The following is an 18,442-nucleotide window of genomic DNA, read 5'->3' as shown; positions in this document are numbered from 1 at the left end:
CGAATTTTAAGAAAACACAGGGAAAAACCCTGCCCTGTAAAACCACGACGCACACTTGTTGCGCCTGCCGTGGCAACCATCGCTATCCTTGACCAGGCCGCAGGAAGCGGCCCCTTTCAGCGACAACGGAGCGTCCATGTCCCTAGCCCTCGTCCACAGCCGCGCCCAGGTAGGTGTGCAGGCACCTTCGGTCAGCGTCGAAACCCACCTGGCAAACGGCCTGCCCCATCTCACCCTGGTCGGCCTGCCAGAAACCACGGTCAAGGAAAGCAAGGACCGCGTACGCAGCGCCATCGTCAACTCCGGGCTGAACTACCCGCAGCGGCGCATTACCCAGAACCTGGCCCCCGCCGACTTGCCCAAGGATGGCGGGCGCTACGACCTGGCCATTGCCCTGGGCATCCTTGCCGCCGACGGCCAGGTGCCAACGGCCAGCCTTGCAGAAGTCGAGTGCCTGGGCGAACTGGCGTTGTCGGGCAAATTGCGGGCAGTGCAAGGCGTGCTGCCGGCGGCCCTGGCGGCACGCGAGGCGGGCCGGGCGCTGGTGGTTCCGCGCGAGAATGCCGAGGAAGCCAGCCTGGCCGGCGGGCTGGTGGTGTATGCGGTGGGCCACCTGCTGGAGCTGGTCGCCCACCTGAACGGCCAGGTGCCATTGCCGCCATACGCGGCCAATGGCTTGATCCTGCATCAACGCCCCTACCCCGACCTGAGCGAGGTACAGGGCCAGCTGGCGGCCAAGCGCGCGTTGATGCTAGCGGCGGCTGGGGCGCACAACCTGTTGTTCACCGGGCCACCCGGCACCGGCAAGACCTTGCTCGCCAGCCGCCTGCCCGGGCTGCTGCCACCGCTGGACGAGCACGAGGCGCTTGAGGTGGCGGCCATCCAGTCGGTCAGCGGGCATACACCGCTGAGCAGTTGGCCGCAGCGACCGTTTCGCCACCCTCACCACTCCGCATCCGGCCCGGCACTGGTCGGTGGCAGCAGCCGGCCGCAACCGGGCGAAATCACCCTCGCCCACCATGGCGTGCTGTTTCTCGATGAACTGCCAGAGTTTGAGCGGCGCGTGCTGGAAGTGCTGCGCGAGCCACTGGAGTCGGGCGAAATCGTGATTGCCCGGGCCCGCGACAAGGTGCGCTTTCCGGCGCGCTTTCAGCTGGTGGCGGCGATGAACCCGTGCCCTTGCGGCTACCTGGGCGACCCCACTGGCCGCTGCCGCTGCAGCACCGAGCAGATCGCGCGGTACCGCAACAAGCTGTCCGGGCCGCTGCTGGACCGCATCGACCTGCACCTGACCGTGGCCCGCGAGAGCACCACGCTGAACAACCAGCCCTGTGGTGAAGCCAGTGCCGATGTGGCCGCCAGGGTGGCGCAGGCGCGGGAGGTACAGCAGCGCCGCCAAGGGTGTGTGAATGCGTTTCTCGACCTCGAAGGGTTGCGCCGCCATTGCGGATTGACGGCGGCGGATCAGACGTGGCTGGAGGGGGCCTGCGAACGGTTGACCTTGTCGTTGCGGGCGGCGCACCGGTTATTGAAAGTGGCACGAACACTGGCGGACCTGGAGGGTTGTGAGGCGATCGGCCGGCCACATCTGGCCGAGGCCCTGCAATATCGGCCGGGGAGCAGTTAGATTACCGGGGCTGAAAAGCGGCCCCGAAATTTTGCCCCACCAGCAGAATCTGCAATTGAAAGCGGCCTGCGGTAACTGTCCCTTTTTACGGGACAATATTTCTCCCGGACAGCTGATTGTCTGACGCCACCTCACCCCTCAGAATCGTCGGCCAAACTGTTCAAACGCTGCCCCGGCAGCTCATGGAGTAAGAGCCGATGCCACACGAAGGCAGCCTTCTGCAAACTGCGGTGATCTTTCTGCTTGCCGCAGTCGTCGCCGTCCCCCTGGCCAAGCGCCTGCAACTGGGCGCCGTGCTCGGCTACCTGCTGGCCGGTGTGGCCATCGGCCCGCAAGCACTTGGCCTGATCCACGACACCGAAAGCGTGGCGCATATCTCCGAGCTGGGCGTGGTCCTGTTGCTGTTCATCATTGGCCTGGAGCTGTCGCCGAAGCGCCTGTGGCTGATGCGCAAGTCGGTGTTCGGTGTGGGTACCGCCCAAGTGCTGCTGACCGGCGCGCTGATCGGTGCCATTGCCCTGTTCGGCTTCAGCCAGACGCTGCCGGCAGCCATCGTGCTCGGCCTGGGCCTGGCGCTGTCGTCCACCGCCCTTGGCCTGCAAAGCCTGGCCGAGAGCAAGCAGCTCAACGCCCCGCACGGCCGCCTGGCGTTCGCCATCCTGCTGTTCCAGGACATCGCCGCGATCCCGCTGATCGCCCTGGTGCCGCTACTGGCCGCCAGTGGTCCGGACACCAGCCATGGCGACAGCCTGCAACACGGCCTGAAGGTATTCGCCAGCATCGCCGTGGTGATCGTCGGTGGCCGCTACCTGCTGCGCCCGGTGTTCCGCACCGTGGCCCGCACCGGCCTGCCGGAAGTGTCCACCGCCACCGCGCTGCTGGTGGTGATCGGCACAGCCTGGCTGATGGAAGAAGCCGGCATCTCCATGGCCCTTGGCGCCTTCCTCGCCGGCCTGCTGCTGGCCGACTCGGAATACCGTCACGAGCTGGAATCTCAGATCGAACCGTTCAAGGGCCTGCTGTTGGGGCTGTTCTTCATCAGCGTGGGCATGGGTGCCAACCTGCGCCTGCTGCTGGACATGCCGCTGGTGGTACTAGGCCTGACGCTGCTGCTGGTGGCGGTAAAGCTGGTGCTGCTGCTAGGCGTCGGCCGCCTGGTCGGTGGCCTGAACAGCGCCAGCGCCCTACGCCTGGGCATGGTGCTGGCGGCGGGTGGCGAGTTCGCCTTTGTGGTGTTCAAGCTGGGCAAGGACCAAGGCCTGTTCGACACCCAGACCTACGACCTGCTGCTGATGACCATTACCCTGTCCATGGCCATCACCCCGCTGCTGATGCTGGGCTGCGCCCGCGCCCTCAAACGCCCGCAACCGGCGCGTGAAGTGCCCGAGCAGTACAAGCAGATCCAGACGGATACGCCGCGGGTGGTGATCGTCGGCATGGGCCGCATGGGCCAGATCGTCGCGCGCATCCTGCGGGCACAGAAAATCCCGTTCATAGCCTTGGAAACCTCGGTGGACGCCATCGAGATGACCCGCATGTTCGAACAGGTGCCGGTGTTCTACGGCGACCCGCTGCGCCCCGAGGTGCTGCACGCCGCCAAGGTGGGTGAAGCGGAGTACTTCATCATCACCATCGATGACCCAGAAGCGGCCATTCATACCGCTGAACGGGTGAAACGCCTGTACCCACACCTGAAAGTGCTGGCCCGGGCACGTAACCGCCAGCATGTGCACAAGTTGGTGGATGCAGGCGCCGAGCCGATTCGCGAGACGTTCTACTCCAGCCTGGAAATGACCCGCAGGGCACTGGTGGGGTTGGGCTTGAGCGATGAACAGGCGGCGGACCGTATCGCCCGGTTTACCCAGCATGACGAAGAAGTGCTGGTGGCCCAGGGGCAGGTACGCGATGACCGGGCCAAGGTGATGCAGACGGCCAAGGAGGCGCGGGTGGAGCTGGAGCGGTTGTTTGATTCGGATGCGGATTGAGGGTTTTTGTCGTACGCCTTGAGGGTTGTGGCGCCTATGAGATCGAGCGCCGCCCGCGCGGCGCATCGCGAGCGAAGCTCGCTCCTACGTTTGTTTCGGGCCAATTATTCCTGTGGGAATTGCGCGCGAACGCCTTGGTGCATGGCTCGATATCGCGTCATACAAACAAGGCGGTCGCGCGCGCCTGTCACAGGCGAAACTGGCCCGAAACAAACGTAGGAGCGAGCTTCGCTCGCGATGCGCCGCGCGGGCGGCGCTCGATCTGACAGGCGCCAAAAAACTATCGCCTGGCACCTGGAGGCCATCCTGCAACCTCCTGACGATCACCTCGCCGCCATTACGCGCCCCCAAAAAAACCATCACAGAATCGTCCGATTCTCAGCAAGGTCCTACTTCCCGGCCAACCATTTCCTACGTTAACGCCGCCCCCGAGGATTTATCCTACACACCGTGTCGACGCCCGTCTGATTGTCCGGGGAAGGCCTGCTCTCTAGGCTGACCGGGTCGCTGTCGGTTCAGCGATCGGGTGTGGAAACCCGTCTGATCTGAGGTGCTGTCTTCAATGGCAGCTGTGCGCGGGAGGCCGTATGGCCTACCGGGTTGCCTCCGACCGGTTTTCCACCCCGCGTACAGCTGCCACCCTTCGTGTGGAAACGGATGGTTGCAGGTCAACCCTGTGAGGTCACTGCAATGAAAAGAATCGTCCCCGATCCACCCCTTCCCGAAACCACACAACGCCCTTTCAGCCGCTGCGATGCCGGCCATCCCCCATTGTTCACAGTAAACCCGGGCATCTCCGCCCACGATGCCCTGGTGCATGTCGCCCAGTACCTGCGCGGCGCCTACGACTGCGGCTACAAAGCCTTGGAGCATCTGGATGACACCGGCAAAAGCCTGTTCTGGAGCAACCTGAATGCACTCGAAATGGCAGAAGGGTTGGTCGAGGCACTGCTGGATGGGATTGAGTCACAGCCCATGAATTGATGCTGCCTGTATCGCCTTCTTCGCGGGTGAACCCGCTCCCACAGGGACCGCGTTGATCCGGATGTCAGCACCAGCCACAGAAAAGGGCCACTGTTTCCAGTGGCCCCATCAGATGCTTGCTATTCATATACACACCTCAAGCCGGGGTGTGGAGGTCTCACCCTACACTGATGATTCAGCCATCGATGGGGTTCCTGAACCAGTTACTGCCGCTGAATGACAACTGGCTTCGCGCTCAAGTGAAACGCTAACAACGCCGCCCATACAGGTCAACGAATGGAACAAAGTGCAACAAAAAAAGCCGGCCCCCTATAGAGAGAGCCGGCCTTTGTGCGTACCGCTATTGGTTGATTACTTCCCCGCAGTCAACGCGTTGTAGCTGGTCATCAGGTTGCGATAATCCGGAATGTGGTTGGAACACAGCGCAGCCAGCCCTTCGACATCGTTGCGCCAGTCGCGATGCAGCTCGCAGGCCACGCCGAACCAGGTCATCAGCTGCGCACCGGCCTGGCTCATGCGGTCATGGGCAGCATCGCGGGTCATTTCGTTGAAGGTGCCGGAGGCATCGGTCACGACGAACACATCAAACTCTTCTTCCAGCGCCGACAGCGCCGGGAAGGCTACGCAGACCTCAGTCACCACACCGGCAATGATCAGCTGCTTCTTGCCAGTGGCCTTCACCGCCTTGACGAAGTCTTCGTTGTCCCAGGCGTTGATCTGGCCTGGGCGGGCGATATACGGCGCATCCGGGAACAGCGCTTTCAGCTCTGGCACCAGCGGGCCGTTAGGGCCTTGCTCGAAGCTGGTGGTGAGGATGGTTGGCAGGTTGAAGAACTTGGCCAGGTCAGCCAGGGCCAGTACGTTGTTCTTGAACTTGTCCGGCTCGATGTCACGCACCAGGGACAACAGGCCAGCCTGGTGGTCGACCAGCAGTACGGCAGCGTCGTCTTTGTTCAGGCGGTTGTAGGTGAATTTGCTCATGGTCTGTGCTCCTAAGGGTTATGAATTTTTAAGCAATCCGGGGTGTTTCGCGTTGATGGGCACAGATTAAAATCATCACCTTTGCTGCACTAGACTGCGAAAACCGTCCTTAGCGTTCCGTTTGGAGAACGATCATTGGAAGACCTCAACTCCCTCTACTACTTCACCCAAGTCGTGGAGCACGGCGGCTTCGCCCCGGCCGGGCGGGCGCTGGACATGCCCAAGTCGAAACTCAGCCGGCGCATCGCCGACCTTGAAGACCGCCTGGGCGTGCGGCTGCTGCACCGCACCAGCCGGCACTGCTCGCTGACCGAGATCGGCCAGGCCTACTACAACCGTTGCCTGGCCATGCGCGTGGAGGCCGAGGGCGCGGCGGAAATCATCGAGCGCAACCGCAGCGAGCCACGCGGGCTGGTGCGCATCAGCTGCCCCACCACCCTGCTCAACTCCTGGGTCGGGCCGATGCTGACCCGCTACATGCTCAAGTACCCGCAGGTGGAGTTGTTCATCGAGAGCACCAACCGCCGTGTCGACCTGCTGCATGAGGGCTTCGACATCGCCCTGCGCGTGCGCTTTCCGCCGCTGGAGAACACCGACATGGTGATGAAGGTGCTGAGTAACAGCACCCAGTGCCTGGTCGGCCAGCCGCACTACCTGGCGCAACTACCCAAAGGGTTTGACCCACAGCTGCTGGGCACGCTACCCAGCGTGCATTGGGGCAGCGCCCAGCGCGAGTACCAGTGGGAACTGTTCCAGGGTGAGGACAACAGCCGCAGTATCGTCATCCCGCATACGCCGCGCATGGTGACTGACGACCTGTTTGCCTTGCGCCATTTCGTGGTGGCCGGGGTGGGAATCGCGCACTTGCCGCGGGTGGCGGTGCGCGAGGACCTGGCGGCAGGGCGGCTGGTTGAGCTGATTCCGGACTGGCACCCGCGGTGTGGCATCGTGCATGCGATCTTCCCGTCGCGCCGCGGGCTGCTGCCATCGGTGCGGGCGCTGATCGATCACCTGGCTGAGGAGTTCGCGATCAGCGACATGGCTTGAGTCGGTTGCTGACAGTAACGGCCCTTTCGCGGGACAAGCCCGCTCCCACAAGTTACCCCACTGCCCTCGGGATGGGTGGTGAACCTGTGAGAGCGGGCTTGTCCGGCGAAGCGGCCGTCATTTATGCAGGCAAAGAAGCTCAGAAAGCAAAGCAGGAACAACCCAGCGAACCCCAGAAGCCCTGGAAGTCACTCACCGGCACACTCGAATGCCGTGCCTTCTCATGGCTGTGCGCATGCACCCCGCATGGCCCGCTGCACTGGTGCACGGCGGCTGCCAACGATGGCGTACCGACGCGCCAGTGCCCCGGCACCTTGGCCACCGGCGACCACTCCGGCAGTACCGGCACCTGCGGCGGGCCGAGCCTGTCGAACTCGCCAGCGCCGTACACCACCTTGCCATCGACGATGGTCAGCACCGACTCGATGCCCTTGATCGCCTCTTCATCGACACTGAAGAAGTCCAGCGACAGCGCCGCCAGGTCGGCCAGTTGGCCCACCTTGATCTGGCCCTTCTTGCCCTGCTCGCTGGAGAACCACGCGCTGCCCTGGGTGAACAGTTGCAGTGCAGTGTCGCGGTCCAGGCCTTCCGGGTACAGCTCCATGCCGCCGACGGTCTTGCCGCTGACCAGCCAGTACAGCGAGGTCCACGGGTTGTAGCTGGACACGCGGGTGGCATCGGTACCGGCACCCACCGGCACGCCCATGTCGAGCATGCGCTTGATGGGCGGGGTCTGCTCGGCAGCCTTGGCGCCGTAGCGGTCGACAAAGTACTCACCCTGGAAGGCCATGCGGTCCTGGACGGCAATACCACCACCCAGCGCCCGCACGCGCTCGATGTTCTGGGGGGTGATGGTTTCGGCGTGGTCGAAGAACCACGGCAGGCCGTTGAACGGGATGTCGCGGTTGACCTTCTCGAACACGTCAAGCATCCGCGTGATCGATTCGTTGTAGGTGGCGTGCAGGCGGAACGGCCAGCGTTGCTCGACCAGGTGACGCACCACCGGCTCCAGCTCTTCTTCCATGGTCTGTGGCAGGTCCGGGCGCGGTTCGAGGAAGTCCTCGAAGTCGGCGGCGGAGAACACCAGCATTTCGCCTGCGCCGTTGTGGCGCAGGAAGTCGGTGCCGCTGTGCAGCTTTACGCTGGAGGTCCACTTCTTGAAGTCGTCCAGCTCTTCCTTGGGCTTCTGGGTGAACAGGTTGTAGGCGATGCGCACGGTCAGCTGGTTGTTGTCGGCCAGCTCCTGGATCACCGAATAGTCGTCGGGGAAGTTCTGGTAACCGCCGCCGGCGTCGATGGCACTGGTCAGGCCCAGGCGGTTCAGCTCACGCATGAACTGGCGCGTCGAGTTGACCTGATACTCCAGCGGCAGCTTCGGCCCTTTGGCCAGGGTGGCGTAGAGAATCATCGCGTTCGGGCGGGCGATCAGCATGCCGGTCGGGTTGCCGAACTTGTCGCGTTGAATTTCGCCACCCGGCGGGTTCGGGGTGGCCTTGTCATAGCCGACAGCCTTTAGCGCGGCGCGGTTGAGCAGCGCGCGGTCATACAGGTGCAACAGGAACACCGGGGTGTCGGGCGCAGCCTGGTTGATTTCTTCCAGGGTGGGCATGCGTTTTTCGGCGAACTGGAATTCGTTCCAGCCACCGACTACCCGCACCCACTGCGGGGTTGGCGTGCGCGCGGCCTGGTCCTTGAGCATGCGCAGGGCATCGGCCACCGACGGCACGCCTTCCCAGCGCAGCTCCAGGTTGTAGTTCAGGCCACCGCGGATCAGGTGCAGGTGCGAGTCGTTCAGGCCGGGGATGACCGTGCGCTGCTTGAGGTCGATGATCTGCGTGGTGGCGCCCTTGTGGGCCATGGCCTCGGCGTCGTTGCCCACCGCGATGAAACGGCCGTCCTTGATGGCGGCGGCGGTCGCGGTGGGCTTTTCGCGGTCAACGGTGTGCAGTTTGCCGTTGAACAGAATCAGGTCGGCGGTCATGGAACCTCCTTGGGTGGATGCGTGAGCGGAACCGGCTTGGCCGGTGAAAGGCAATGCGGACCAGAGCGCGCCGGCAGCACCGAGCACGGTGCTGGTGGCGAGGAACTGGCGACGGGTCTTGTCGTTGCGGTCCTGGGACATGGTGTTCTCCGTCTCTGGGTGCGGCAGCGGCAGGCGCAACTGCGGAGCATGCCGGTTGATGCTGGGTCAGGGCTTGGATGGATGTGCGGTGGGCTGTAGAAGGTTAGCCCTGATCAACATTTGTGCTGCCAGGGCTGGCCTCTTCGCGGGCTTGCCCGCTCCCACAGGGAAATCACAGGTTTCAGATGCTGTGCAGTACTGGTGGGAGCGGGCGAGCCCGCGAATGCCTCGCACAATTACCGCTGGAGAAACGCCAGCAAGTCCTCGTTCAACTGCTGCGCATGGGTCACCGCAAACCCGTGCGGCGCCCCGGCATACACCTTGAGCTCAGCCCCACGAATCAGCTCCGCCGCCTGCTTGCCGGTGGTCTCGAATGGCACGATCTGGTCGTCGTCACCATGAATCACCAAAGTCGGCACATCGACCTTGGCCATGTCCGGCCGGAAGTCGGTCTCGGAGAACGCCGTCACGCAATCCAGCGTGCCCTTGATCGACGCCATCAGCGCGATGTTCAGCGTCTGCGTCTGCACGCCCTGGGACACCTGCTGCCCATGGTTCAGGCCATAGAACGGCGTCGCGAAATCGGCGATGAACTGCGCACGGTCGGCACGCAGGCCGGCACGGATACCCTCGAACACCGACAGGTCGACCCCTTCAGGGTTGTCTTCGCGCTTGCCGAACACCGGCGTCACCGCACCCAGCAGCACCAACCCGGCCACCCGCTCGCTGCCGTGGCGGGCGATGTAGCGGCTGACATCGCCGCCACCCATCGAAAAGCCCACCAGGGTCACGTCGCGCAGGTCGAGGTATTCGATCAGCTGGGCGATGTCATCGGCGAAGGTGTCGTAGTCGTAACCGTTCCACGGCTGGCTCGAACGGCCGAACCCACGCCGGTCGAAGGCGATGGCGCGGTAGCCGCGGCTGGCCAGGAACTCCATCTGCGAATCCCACATGTCGGCATCCAGTGGCCAGCCGTGGCTGAACAGCACTGGCTTGCCGCTGCCCCAGTCCTTGAAATAGATCGAAGTGCCATCGCGGGTAACGAACGTGCTCATGTCGGTATCTCCTTGAAAGTATTGAGGTAAAGGCGCCGCTCAGCCGCGCAGCCAGTTGGCGCAGCGGCGGGTTACCCAAGGCATGATGTAGAACACCACGGGCAGGATGACGAACAGGTTGACGATCAGGTTGCCGGTAATCGGGCCGCCCAGCTGCGGGAAGCGTGCAAACAACGGCGCCAGCAGTTGCGGAATGACCATGGTCATCGGGCAGATCACCAGGTAGGTCAGCAGCGCCTGCTTCCAGCGCGGCGGCTGGGCCGGCGTGGCGCCCGTCGGGCTAGCGAGAACCTGGTGTTGCAGGCATACGGTCACCACTTCACGGTTGTGCTGGAGTGCGGTGTTCATCGGCGTTCCTTGGGATGAGCTTGCCCGCATCCACTGTGCAACGTTGGACGGGCGGAGGATTGGATGGGTGTGCTGCCCTTGGCGGGCACCGACTGGCGGTGCCCGGGGCGGTCGGCTTACTTGCCGGCGTTGAAGGCGTTGTAGCTGGTCATCAGGTTGCGGTAGTCCGGGATGTGGTTGGAGCACAGCGCGGCCAGGCCTTCAACGTCGTTGCGCCAGTCGCGGTGCAGCTCGCACGCTACGCCGAACCAGGTCATCAGTTGCGCACCGGCCTGGCTCATGCGGTCATGGGCGGCGTCGCGGGTCATGGCGTTGAAGGTACCGGAGGCGTCGGTCACCACGAACACATCAAACTCTTCTTCCAGGGCCGCCAGGGCCGGGAAGGCAACACACACTTCCGTCACGACGCCGGCGATGATCAGCTGCTTCTTGCCGGTGGCCTTAACTGCCTTGACGAAGTCTTCGTTGTCCCAGGCGTTGATCTGGCCTGGGCGGGCGATGTACGGGGCGTCCGGGAACAGGGCTTTCAGTTCCGGCACCAGTGGGCCATTGGGGCCTTGCTCGAAGCTGGTGGTGAGGATGGTCGGCAGGTTGAAGAACTTGGCCAGGTCAGCCAGGGCCAGCACGTTGTTCTTGAACGCGTCCGGCTCGATGTCGCGGACCAGGGACAGCAGGCCAGCCTGGTGATCGACCAGCAGTACGGCGGCGTCGTCTTTGTTCAGGCGGTTGTATTTGAAGTTGGTCATGGTCGTTGCTCCTAAGGGTTTATGTCTTCAGTAAGTGGGTGTTTCGCGTTGATGGGAGAAGATTAAAACCATCACCTTTGGAGCGGTAGATAGCGGTTTTTGGCTTTAGCGTTCTGTTTTAGGAACGATAGATTGGCGTTAGTTTTGCTGGCCTCTTCGCGGGTAAACCCGCTCCCACAGGGTTCGCGCATCCTGCAAGTCATTCGCAGTCCCTGTGGGAGCGGGTTTACCCGCGAAGGGGCCAGTGCAGGCCCCATTGCCTGCAGCAGCAACCTGCTCTATTACTACCCACAGCCCTCCCCTCACCCCCGAGACCACCATGCTGGCGTTCATCCAGTCGTCCCCGTTGTTGCTCGGCACTACCCTCATCCTGCTCGACCTCGTGCTCTGGCAAGTCATCCCCATGCAGCGCCGTGCCTGGCGCATCGGCACGCGCCTGGTGATATTCCTGCTGTTCAGCTCGGTGCTGGTGGCCGCCGGCATGAGCCCGCTGCAACCACCACCCTGGCCCGACGATGTTTCGCGCAACCTCATGGCCACGGTGCTGGCCATCGGCTGGTGGCTGTTTGGCGCGCGCACGGTCACGGTGGTGTTCGGCCTGCTGCTGGTGGCCCGTGGCAGCCACGGCGGGCGGTTGCTGCAGGATGTGCTGGGGGCGTTGATCTTTCTGGTCGCTGTAGTGGCTGCCGCGGGCTATGTGATGCAACTGCCGGTGAAAGGCCTGCTGGCCACGTCCGGGGTGATGGCCATCGTCATCGGCCTGGCACTACAGAGCACCTTGGCCGACGTGTTCAGCGGCATCGTGCTGAACACCACGCGGCCTTATCAGATTGGCGATTCAATCTCCATCGACGGCACCGAAGGCAAGGTGCTGGACATCGACTGGCGCGCCACGCGGCTGCTGACCGGCACCGGCAGCCTGGCGGTGATCCCCAACTCGGTCGCGGCCAAGGCGCGGCTGCTCAACCACAGCCGCCCGGCCGATGTGCATGGGGTGTCGATCAGCGTGGTGGTGCCGGCCAAGGTGCGGCCCAAGCGAGTGTTCGATGCGCTGGAAAAGGCATTGCAGGGCGTGAGTGCCATCCTTGCGACCCCAAAGCCGAAGGTGACGGTGAAGGCCTCGACGCTGGAGTCCGTGGAGTACGAGGCCAGCGGCTTCGTGGCCGATGCGGGCGCCAAGGGCGACGCGCGCAATCAGCTGTTCGACCTTGCCCATCGGCACCTGGAGGCCAGCGGGGTGATGTGGAACGTGGACCTCGCCCTGCCGCCGCGCAGCCGCCAGCGCGAGGTGCTGGACGAAGTGCGGGTTTTCCGCTCGCTAAGCGATGAGGAGCGTGACGCGCTGAGCCAGCGCATGACGGCGGTGGAGTACCTGGCGGACCAGGTGATCCTGGGCGTGGGCGAGCATTCCGAGCACCTGCTGGTGATTGGCAGCGGGGTGGTGTCGGCGTCGGTGCGTGATGGCGACAAGCGGATCGAGGCTGGGCGCATGGGGCCGGGTGAAGTGCTGGGGATCGAGGGGATCATCGATGAGGATGACTCGTTCGCCGAGTTCCGCACACTGACCGGTTGCGTGCTGTACCGCATCGAAAAGGAACAGGTGAAGAGCTGTTTGCAGCAGCGTGGCGAGGTGCAGACGGCGTTGAGCAAACTGCAGCGGTTCCGCCGGCAAAGCCGGGAGTCGTTGTTGCTGCAAAAGCCGGCCCTGATCAAGAAAGGCGGCTTCCTCAGCTGGTTGCACAAGTAGGCCTGCGCCGGCCCAAACCTTTCCCTACCGGCCGGTACGGTCCATGTAGGAGCGGCCTTGTGTCGCGAAAGGGCCGCAAAGCGGCCCCAGCAGTTCATGCGGCGAAGCTGAGATCCTGGGGGCGCTATGCACCCCTTTCGCGACACAAGGCCGCTCCTACAAAAGCAGTGCAGGTCTTACAGGACAACCCTCAGGCACTGCCCCGCGTGGTACAGCGAGAAGCCGGATTCGTAGAACGCAGTCCGCAGCGAAGGCGCACTCACGCCGCTCATTGGCGAGAACGGAATCGGCAGGCTGTCCGCCTCACCCTTGAGCAGAAACTCGGCAAACGCACGGCCGATCACGGTACCCGTGGTGTTGCCCCGCCCGTTGTAACCCGTAACCGCGACCAGCCCCGGCGCCGGCTCGAAAAGGCGCATCAGGTGGTCAGGGGTAAAGTCGATACAGCCGGTCCAGTGCATTTCCCACTCGACCTTGCCCAGCTCCGGGTAGTAGTGGCTCTGGATGCGGTCCGCCCAGCTGCGCACAAACCACGCCGGCTTGTTGTCGACCCGGCCCAGGCTGCCGAGCAGCAGGCGGCCCTGGTCGTCGCGGCGGATGCTGCTGAGCACGGTACGGGTGTCCCACGAGCCTTGGCCATGTGGCAGCACCTTGTCGGCTGCTGCACCCTGCAGCGGCTTGGACGCCACTTGGTAGTAGTAACCACGGAAGAACTGCTTCTGCAGGTTGCTCCAGTCGCCTTCGGTGTAGGCGCCAGTGGAAATCACCACCTTGTCGGCGCGCACCGAGCCACGCGCAGTCTTCACCCGCCAGCCATCGCCATCACGTTCCAGGCCTTCGACCGAAGACTGCTGGAACAGCTTGCCCCCCAGGCGCGCCACGGCAGCCGCCAGGCCCTGGGTGTAGCCCATGGGGTTGATGGTGCCGGCGCGGCGGTCGAGCAGCGCGGCGGAAATCTTGTTGGTACCGCAGTATTCCTGGCACTGGGCGCCGGTCAGCAGCTCCACGTCGGCACCACGGCGGCGCCATTGTTCGTGGCGGGCTTCGAGGTCAGCGATGCCGGTGGCGTTGTGCGCCATGTGCAACGTGCCTTTGTGCTGGGCCTGGCAGTCGATGCCCAGGCGCTCGATCATGGCGAACACTTCACCTGGGGCTTCGCCGAGCACCTTGTTCAGGCGGCTGCCCTGCTTCTGGCCGAGGGTGGCCTCGACGTCGTCGGGGCGGATCCAGGTGCCGGCGTTGACCAGGCCGACGTTGCGCCCGGAGCCACCGTGGCCGATCTTCCAGGCCTCCAGCAGGATCACCGATTTGCCCTGTTCGAGCAGGTGGATGGCCGCCGACAGACCAGTGATGCCACCGCCGATCACGCAGACATCGGCCTTGTGCTCACCGGCCAGGGCCTGGGCGGCAACGGTCGGTTTGCTGACGAATTCCCACAAGCATTGTTGACGCAGTTCGGACATGGCCGGCTCCAGCAATTTGTTCTTGTTGGGGCCGCGGGGCGGCCCATTCGCGGGTAAACCCGCTCCCACAGGGTCATCACAGGTTCCGAAAACTGTGTTGTCCCTGTGGGAGCGGGTTTACCCGCGAACCGGGGGCTATGCCCCCGGCCATGCAGCATCGAATCAGTCGAACACGATACCCTGCGCCAGCGGCAGCTCGCGCGAGTAGTTCACGGTGTTGGTCTGGCGACGCATGTAGCCTTTCCAGGCATCCGAACCCGACTCACGACCACCGCCGGTTTCCTTCTCGCCACCAAACGCACCGCCGATCTCGGCGCCGCTGGTACCAATGTTGACGTTGGCGATACCGCAGTCGCTGCCCGAAGCACTCTGGAAGCGCTCCGCCTCACGGATGTCGGTGGTGAAGATGCACGACGACAGGCCTTGTGGCACTTCGTTGTTCAGGCGCAGGGCCTCTTCGAAGTCGTCGTAGGCCAGCACATAGAGGATCGGGGCGAAGGTTTCGTGGCGCACCACCTCGCTCTGCGCCGGCATTTCGGCAATGGCAGGCGACACGTAGTAGGCGTTCGGGTACTGGTCGGCCAGCTGACGCTCGCCACCAAACACCTGGCCACCTTCGTCGCGGGCCTTGGCCAGCGCGCCCTGCATGGCGTCGAACGACAGCTTGTCGATCAGCGGGCCCACCAGGTTGTCCTTGCGCGGGTCGCCGATACGCACTTTGCCGTAGGCGGCTTTGACGCGGGCAACCACTTCGTCCTTGATCGAGCGGTGCACGATCAGGCGGCGCAGGGTGGTGCAACGCTGGCCGGCGGTGCCGACAGCCGAAAACAGGATGCCGCGCACGGCCAGGTCCAGGTCGGCGCTCGGCGCCAGGATCATGGCGTTGTTGCCGCCCAGCTCGAGGATGCTGCGGCCAAAGCGGGCAGCCACACGTGGGCCGACTTCGCGACCCATACGGGTGCTGCCGGTGGCGCTGACCAGTGGTACGCGCGGGTCATCGACCATGGCTTCGCCGGCTTCACGGCCGCCGATCACCAGTTGTGCCAAGCCAGCCGGGGCATCGCCGAAGGCTTTCAGGGCTTTTTCGAACAGCGCCTGGCAAGCCAGGGCGGTCAGCGGGGTCTTTTCAGACGGTTTCCACACCACCGAGTTACCGGCCACCAGGGCCAGGGCGGTGTTCCAGGCCCAGACGGCGACCGGGAAGTTGAAGGCGCTGATCACGCCAACCACGCCCAGCGGGTGCCAGGTTTCACGCATGTGGTGGCCCGGGCGCTCGGAGGCGATGGTCAGGCCGTACAGCTGGCGCGACAGGCCAACGGCGAAGTCGCAGATGTCGATCATTTCCTGCACTTCGCCCAGGCCTTCCTGGGTGATCTTGCCGGCTTCGATCGAGACCAGCTCGCCCAGGTCGGCCTTGTGCTCACGCAGCACTTCGCCGAACAGGCGCACCAGTTCGCCACGGCGCGGGGCCGGCACAGTGCGCCAGGCGTCGAAAGCGCTCTGGGCCTGGTCGATGCGGGCGATGGTCTCGGCCTTGCCGAGCAGTTTTACCGAGGCGATCTGGCTGCCGTCGATCGGCGTGTGAACAGGGTAGTCGCCCTGGGTGTAAGCCTCGGCGGCAACGCCAAGGCGCTCGAGCAATCCAGCAACCATTTGTGCATCTCCTACATCGGTGATGGGGTGGAAAAATGATGTGGATCAGTATTAATCCGATCACATAGGTACAACAAACGACCTTTATTCCGCATATCATTCCGTCAGGTAATGATTTGAGCCGCAGAGACCGCTATGTCCAAACGCCTGGTGCCTTCCATGACCGCCCTGCAGTGCTTTGAGGCTGCAGCCCGCCATTTGAGCTTTACCCGTGCCGCCGAAGAACTGCACCTGACGCAGAGCGCTGTCAGCAAGCAGGTGGCGCAGCTTGAAGACATGCTGCGCCACCACCTTTTCCTGCGCATCCGCCGGCGCTTGCAACTGACCCCGGCCGGCAGCCTGTACCTGGCCGAGGTCAACAAGATCCTCACCCAGGTGGATATGTCCAGCCGCTACGTGCTCACCTACGGCGAGCAGACCGAGATATTGAAAGTAGCCACTCAACCGAGTTTTGGCGTGCGCTGGTTGATCCCGCACCTGAAGGGTTTTGGCAAGCGCCACACCAACATCCACCTGGACATCCGCAACGAGATGGAGCCGTTCGCCCTGCTGCAGGGCTCGGCGGACGTGGTGTTCTTCTATGGCCAGGGCACCTGGCCGGGGGCCACCTGCGTGGAGCTGTTCCGCGAAGAGGTGGTGCCGGTGTGTGCGCCGGAGCTGCTGGCCGGACGCACGCTGGGCGATGCTGCAGAACTGGCCGACCTGGTGCTGCTGCAAAGCACCTCACGGCCCGAGGCCTGGCATGAGTGGTTCCTGGAGCTGGGGCTGCAGAGCGTCAGCGCCTACCACGGGCCACGCTTTGATACGTTCTATATGGCCTTGAGCGCGGCGCAGGCTGGGTGCGGGGTGGCGCTGGTGCCGCGTTACCTGGCGGCGAAGGAGTTGGCCGAGGGTAGCCTGGTGGTGCCGTGGAACCATGCCATGCCCAGTGCCGGGGCGCATTACCTGGCGTATGCCGAGCATGCGGCGGAAGTGCCCAAGGTGCGGGCGTTGGTGGAGTGGATTCACGAGCAGCTTCAGCCTTGAGATTGCCGAGGCCGCTTTGCGCGCCCTATCGCCGGCAAGCCAGCTCCACAGGAACAGCACAGTTGCTGAAACTTGTGCTGTGCCTGTGGGAGCTGGCTTGCCGGCGATAGGGCCCTGAAGGTCGATCAAAAAAGGAATGACACACTCACTTTTTTTCGCTTGTGAGCCAAGTGCATTCCCAGCTTTCATGTAAGCGTCCGAACCCAACCAGGAAGCTAGCGATGCCCGCCCACGATTTCGTCAGCCCAGACAGCATTCGCGCGCAGTTCTCTGCCGCCATGTCGCTCATGTACAAACAGGAAGTGCCGCTGTACGGCACGCTGCTGGAGCTGGTGAGCGAAATCAACCAGCAGGTCATGGCCCAGCAGCCCAAGGTTGCCGAGGCCCTGCGCTGGACCGGCGAAATCGAGCGCCTGGACCACGAGCGCCACGGCGCCATCCGCGTCGGCACCGCCGAAGAACTGGCCACCATCGCCCGCCTGTTCGCCGTCATGGGCATGCAGCCGGTCGGCTACTACGACCTCAGCTCCGCCGGCGTGCCGGTGCACTCCACCGCTTTTCGCGCGGTACATGAGCAGTCGCTGCACGTCAGCCCGTTCCGTGTGTTCACCTCGCTGCTGCGCCTGGAGCTGATCGACAACCCGCAGCTGCGTGAGCTGGCTCAGAGCATCCTGGCCAAGCGCCAGATCTTCACCACCCGTGCCCTCGAACTGATCGCCCAGTGCGAACGCGATGGCGGCCTGAACGCAGCCGATGCCGAAGCGTTCGTGCAGGAAGCGCTACACACCTTCCGCTGGCACCAGGACGCCACCGTCACCGCCGAGCAGTACCAGCAACTGCACGACCAGCACCGCCTGATTGCCGATGTGGTGGCCTTCAAGGGCCCGCACATCAACCACCTGACCCCACGCACCCTGGACATCGATGCAATCCAGCTCGGCATGCCGGCCAAGGGCATCCCGCCGAAGGCCGTGGTCGAAGGCCCGCCCACCCGCCGCCACCCGATCCTGCTGCGCCAGACCAGCTTCAAGGCCTTGCAGGAAAAGGTCGCGTTCAGCGACCAGCAGGGTAGCGAAGGCAGCCACACCGCGCGCTTTGGCGAAATCGAGCAACGCGGTGCAGCCCTGACCCCAAAAGGTCGCCAGCTGTACGACAAGCTGCTCGACGCCACCCGCGCTGCCCTGGGTGGCGCACCGGCCGAAGCCAATGCCGAGCGCTACATGACCTTGCTCAAAGATACCTTTGCCGAATTCCCGGATGACCTGGCGCAGATGCGTGAACAGGGCCTGGCGTACTTCCGCTACTTCGCTACTGAAAAAGGCCTGGCTGCGCGCGACCAGGAAGGCCGCCCGACCACCCTGCAAGGGCTGATCGACGCTGGCCATGTGCACTTCGAGGCGCTGGTGTACGAGGACTTCCTGCCGGTGAGCGCAGCGGGGATCTTCCAGTCCAACCTGGGCGACGATGCGCAGGCCGAGTACGGCAGCAATGCCAACCGCGATGCGTTCGAAGCGGCGCTGGGGCTGCAGGTGCAGGATGAGCTGGCGCTGTATGCACAAAGCGAGCGCCGCTCGCTGCAGGCCTGTGCGCAGGCGTTGAACCTGGGTTCGATGTAAAACCGTACGGGCCTCTTCGCGGGCTTGCCCGCTCCCACAGGT

The 18,442-nt window shown here is 63.9% G+C and carries 14 protein-coding genes; 7 read left to right on the top strand and 7 right to left on the bottom strand.

Translation table 11 applies throughout. From position 1 onward, the window contains the following. The first annotated feature begins 136 nt into the window (after positions 1–136). The 3 genes from N805_RS23095 to N805_RS23085 all read left to right on the top strand — a co-directional run bounded on the left by N805_RS23095 (position 137) and on the right by N805_RS23085 (position 4,596). Positions 137–1,627, top strand: a complete 1,491-nt coding sequence (locus N805_RS23095; protein WP_019473555.1) for a YifB family Mg chelatase-like AAA ATPase — start codon at positions 137–139, stop codon at positions 1,625–1,627. 197 nt (positions 1,628–1,824) lie between these two features. Beyond that, complete coding sequence (locus tag N805_RS23090) at positions 1,825–3,612, top strand: monovalent cation:proton antiporter-2 (CPA2) family protein (RefSeq protein WP_019473556.1); 1,788 nt, start codon at positions 1,825–1,827, stop codon at positions 3,610–3,612. 690 nt (positions 3,613–4,302) lie between these two features. Beyond that, the gene (locus N805_RS23085; protein WP_019473574.1) at positions 4,303–4,596 is read left to right on the top strand and encodes a hypothetical protein; all 294 of its coding nucleotides are present in this window, start codon (positions 4,303–4,305) and stop codon (positions 4,594–4,596) included. Positions 4,597–4,947: 351 nt separating this feature from the next. Here N805_RS23085 and ycaC (N805_RS23080) read toward each other — a convergent pair whose 3' ends face one another. After that, positions 4,948–5,577 carry an isochorismate family cysteine hydrolase YcaC gene (gene ycaC / locus N805_RS23080; protein ID WP_012274792.1) on the bottom strand — a complete coding sequence of 210 codons (630 nt, stop codon included), beginning with the start codon at positions 5,575–5,577 and terminating at the stop codon, positions 4,948–4,950. Positions 5,578–5,712: 135 nt separating this feature from the next. On the opposite strand from ycaC (N805_RS23080), the gene N805_RS23075 reads away from it, so the two are divergent. Next, complete coding sequence (locus N805_RS23075; protein WP_019473573.1) at positions 5,713–6,624, top strand: LysR substrate-binding domain-containing protein; 912 nt, start codon at positions 5,713–5,715, stop codon at positions 6,622–6,624. 139 nt (positions 6,625–6,763) lie between these two features. Here the strand turns inward: N805_RS23075 and N805_RS23070 are convergent, their stop codons facing one another. The 4 genes from N805_RS23070 to ycaC (N805_RS23055) form a co-directional block, all read right to left on the bottom strand. Continuing rightward, on the bottom strand, positions 6,764–8,605 hold the full coding sequence (locus tag N805_RS23070; RefSeq protein ID WP_196305303.1) for an amidohydrolase: 1,842 nt from the start codon (positions 8,603–8,605) through the stop codon (positions 6,764–6,766). A 377-nt stretch (positions 8,606–8,982) separates the two neighbouring features. Further along, the gene (locus tag N805_RS23065) at positions 8,983–9,801 is read right to left on the bottom strand and encodes an alpha/beta fold hydrolase (protein WP_019472738.1); all 819 of its coding nucleotides are present in this window, start codon (positions 9,799–9,801) and stop codon (positions 8,983–8,985) included. A gap of 39 nt (positions 9,802–9,840) precedes the next feature. Continuing rightward, on the bottom strand, positions 9,841–10,149 hold the full coding sequence (locus N805_RS23060; protein WP_019472737.1) for a hypothetical protein: 309 nt from the start codon (positions 10,147–10,149) through the stop codon (positions 9,841–9,843). 116 nt (positions 10,150–10,265) lie between these two features. Continuing rightward, the gene (gene ycaC / locus N805_RS23055) at positions 10,266–10,895 is read right to left on the bottom strand and encodes an isochorismate family cysteine hydrolase YcaC (protein WP_019472736.1); all 630 of its coding nucleotides are present in this window, start codon (positions 10,893–10,895) and stop codon (positions 10,266–10,268) included. A gap of 319 nt (positions 10,896–11,214) precedes the next feature. On the opposite strand from ycaC (N805_RS23055), the gene N805_RS23050 reads away from it, so the two are divergent. Next, a complete protein-coding gene (locus N805_RS23050) occupies positions 11,215–12,642 on the top strand; it encodes a mechanosensitive ion channel family protein (RefSeq protein ID WP_019472735.1) in 1,428 nt (475 codons plus the stop codon). Positions 12,643–12,818: 176 nt separating this feature from the next. Here the strand turns inward: N805_RS23050 and N805_RS23045 are convergent, their stop codons facing one another. Together N805_RS23045 and N805_RS23040 are read right to left on the bottom strand one after the other, a co-directional pair. Continuing rightward, the gene (locus tag N805_RS23045; RefSeq protein WP_019472734.1) at positions 12,819–14,105 is read right to left on the bottom strand and encodes an NAD(P)/FAD-dependent oxidoreductase; all 1,287 of its coding nucleotides are present in this window, start codon (positions 14,103–14,105) and stop codon (positions 12,819–12,821) included. Between the two features lie 162 nt (positions 14,106–14,267). Then, positions 14,268–15,758, bottom strand: a complete 1,491-nt coding sequence (locus N805_RS23040; RefSeq protein WP_019472733.1) for an aldehyde dehydrogenase family protein — start codon at positions 15,756–15,758, stop codon at positions 14,268–14,270. 135 nt (positions 15,759–15,893) lie between these two features. On the opposite strand from N805_RS23040, the gene N805_RS23035 reads away from it, so the two are divergent. Then, on the top strand, positions 15,894–16,784 hold the full coding sequence (locus tag N805_RS23035; protein WP_019472732.1) for a LysR family transcriptional regulator: 891 nt from the start codon (positions 15,894–15,896) through the stop codon (positions 16,782–16,784). A 221-nt stretch (positions 16,785–17,005) separates the two neighbouring features. After that, positions 17,006–18,400, top strand: coding sequence for a VOC family protein (locus N805_RS23030; RefSeq protein ID WP_019472731.1), 1,395 nt, complete (start codon positions 17,006–17,008; stop codon positions 18,398–18,400). Positions 18,401–18,442: the final 42 nt, after the last annotated feature.

Origin of the sequence: Pseudomonas putida S13.1.2, from assembly GCF_000498395.2 — a bacterium.
Taxonomy (GTDB): Bacteria; Pseudomonadota; Gammaproteobacteria; order Pseudomonadales; family Pseudomonadaceae; genus Aquipseudomonas; species Aquipseudomonas putida_Q.
Note: the sequence above shows the minus strand (reverse complement) of the source record. Positions and strands in the feature narration are given on the sequence as shown.

Coding starts and splice junctions, on each gene's coding strand:
- N805_RS23095 (WP_019473555.1), top strand. CDS start 137: ATGTCCCTAGCCCTCGTCCACAGCCGCGCCCAGGTAGGTGTGCAGGCA.
- N805_RS23090 (WP_019473556.1), top strand. CDS start 1,825: ATGCCACACGAAGGCAGCCTTCTGCAAACTGCGGTGATCTTTCTGCTT.
- N805_RS23085 (WP_019473574.1), top strand. CDS start 4,303: ATGAAAAGAATCGTCCCCGATCCACCCCTTCCCGAAACCACACAACGC.
- ycaC (WP_012274792.1), bottom strand. CDS start 5,577: ATGAGCAAATTCACCTACAACCGCCTGAACAAAGACGACGCTGCCGTA.
- N805_RS23070 (WP_196305303.1), bottom strand. CDS start 8,605: ATGACCGCCGACCTGATTCTGTTCAACGGCAAACTGCACACCGTTGAC.
- N805_RS23065 (WP_019472738.1), bottom strand. CDS start 9,801: ATGAGCACGTTCGTTACCCGCGATGGCACTTCGATCTATTTCAAGGAC.
- N805_RS23060 (WP_019472737.1), bottom strand. CDS start 10,149: ATGAACACCGCACTCCAGCACAACCGTGAAGTGGTGACCGTATGCCTG.
- ycaC (WP_019472736.1), bottom strand. CDS start 10,895: ATGACCAACTTCAAATACAACCGCCTGAACAAAGACGACGCCGCCGTA.
- N805_RS23050 (WP_019472735.1), top strand. CDS start 11,215: ATGCTGGCGTTCATCCAGTCGTCCCCGTTGTTGCTCGGCACTACCCTC.
- N805_RS23045 (WP_019472734.1), bottom strand. CDS start 14,105: ATGTCCGAACTGCGTCAACAATGCTTGTGGGAATTCGTCAGCAAACCG.
- N805_RS23040 (WP_019472733.1), bottom strand. CDS start 15,758: ATGGTTGCTGGATTGCTCGAGCGCCTTGGCGTTGCCGCCGAGGCTTAC.
- N805_RS23035 (WP_019472732.1), top strand. CDS start 15,894: ATGTCCAAACGCCTGGTGCCTTCCATGACCGCCCTGCAGTGCTTTGAG.
- N805_RS23030 (WP_019472731.1), top strand. CDS start 17,006: ATGCCCGCCCACGATTTCGTCAGCCCAGACAGCATTCGCGCGCAGTTC.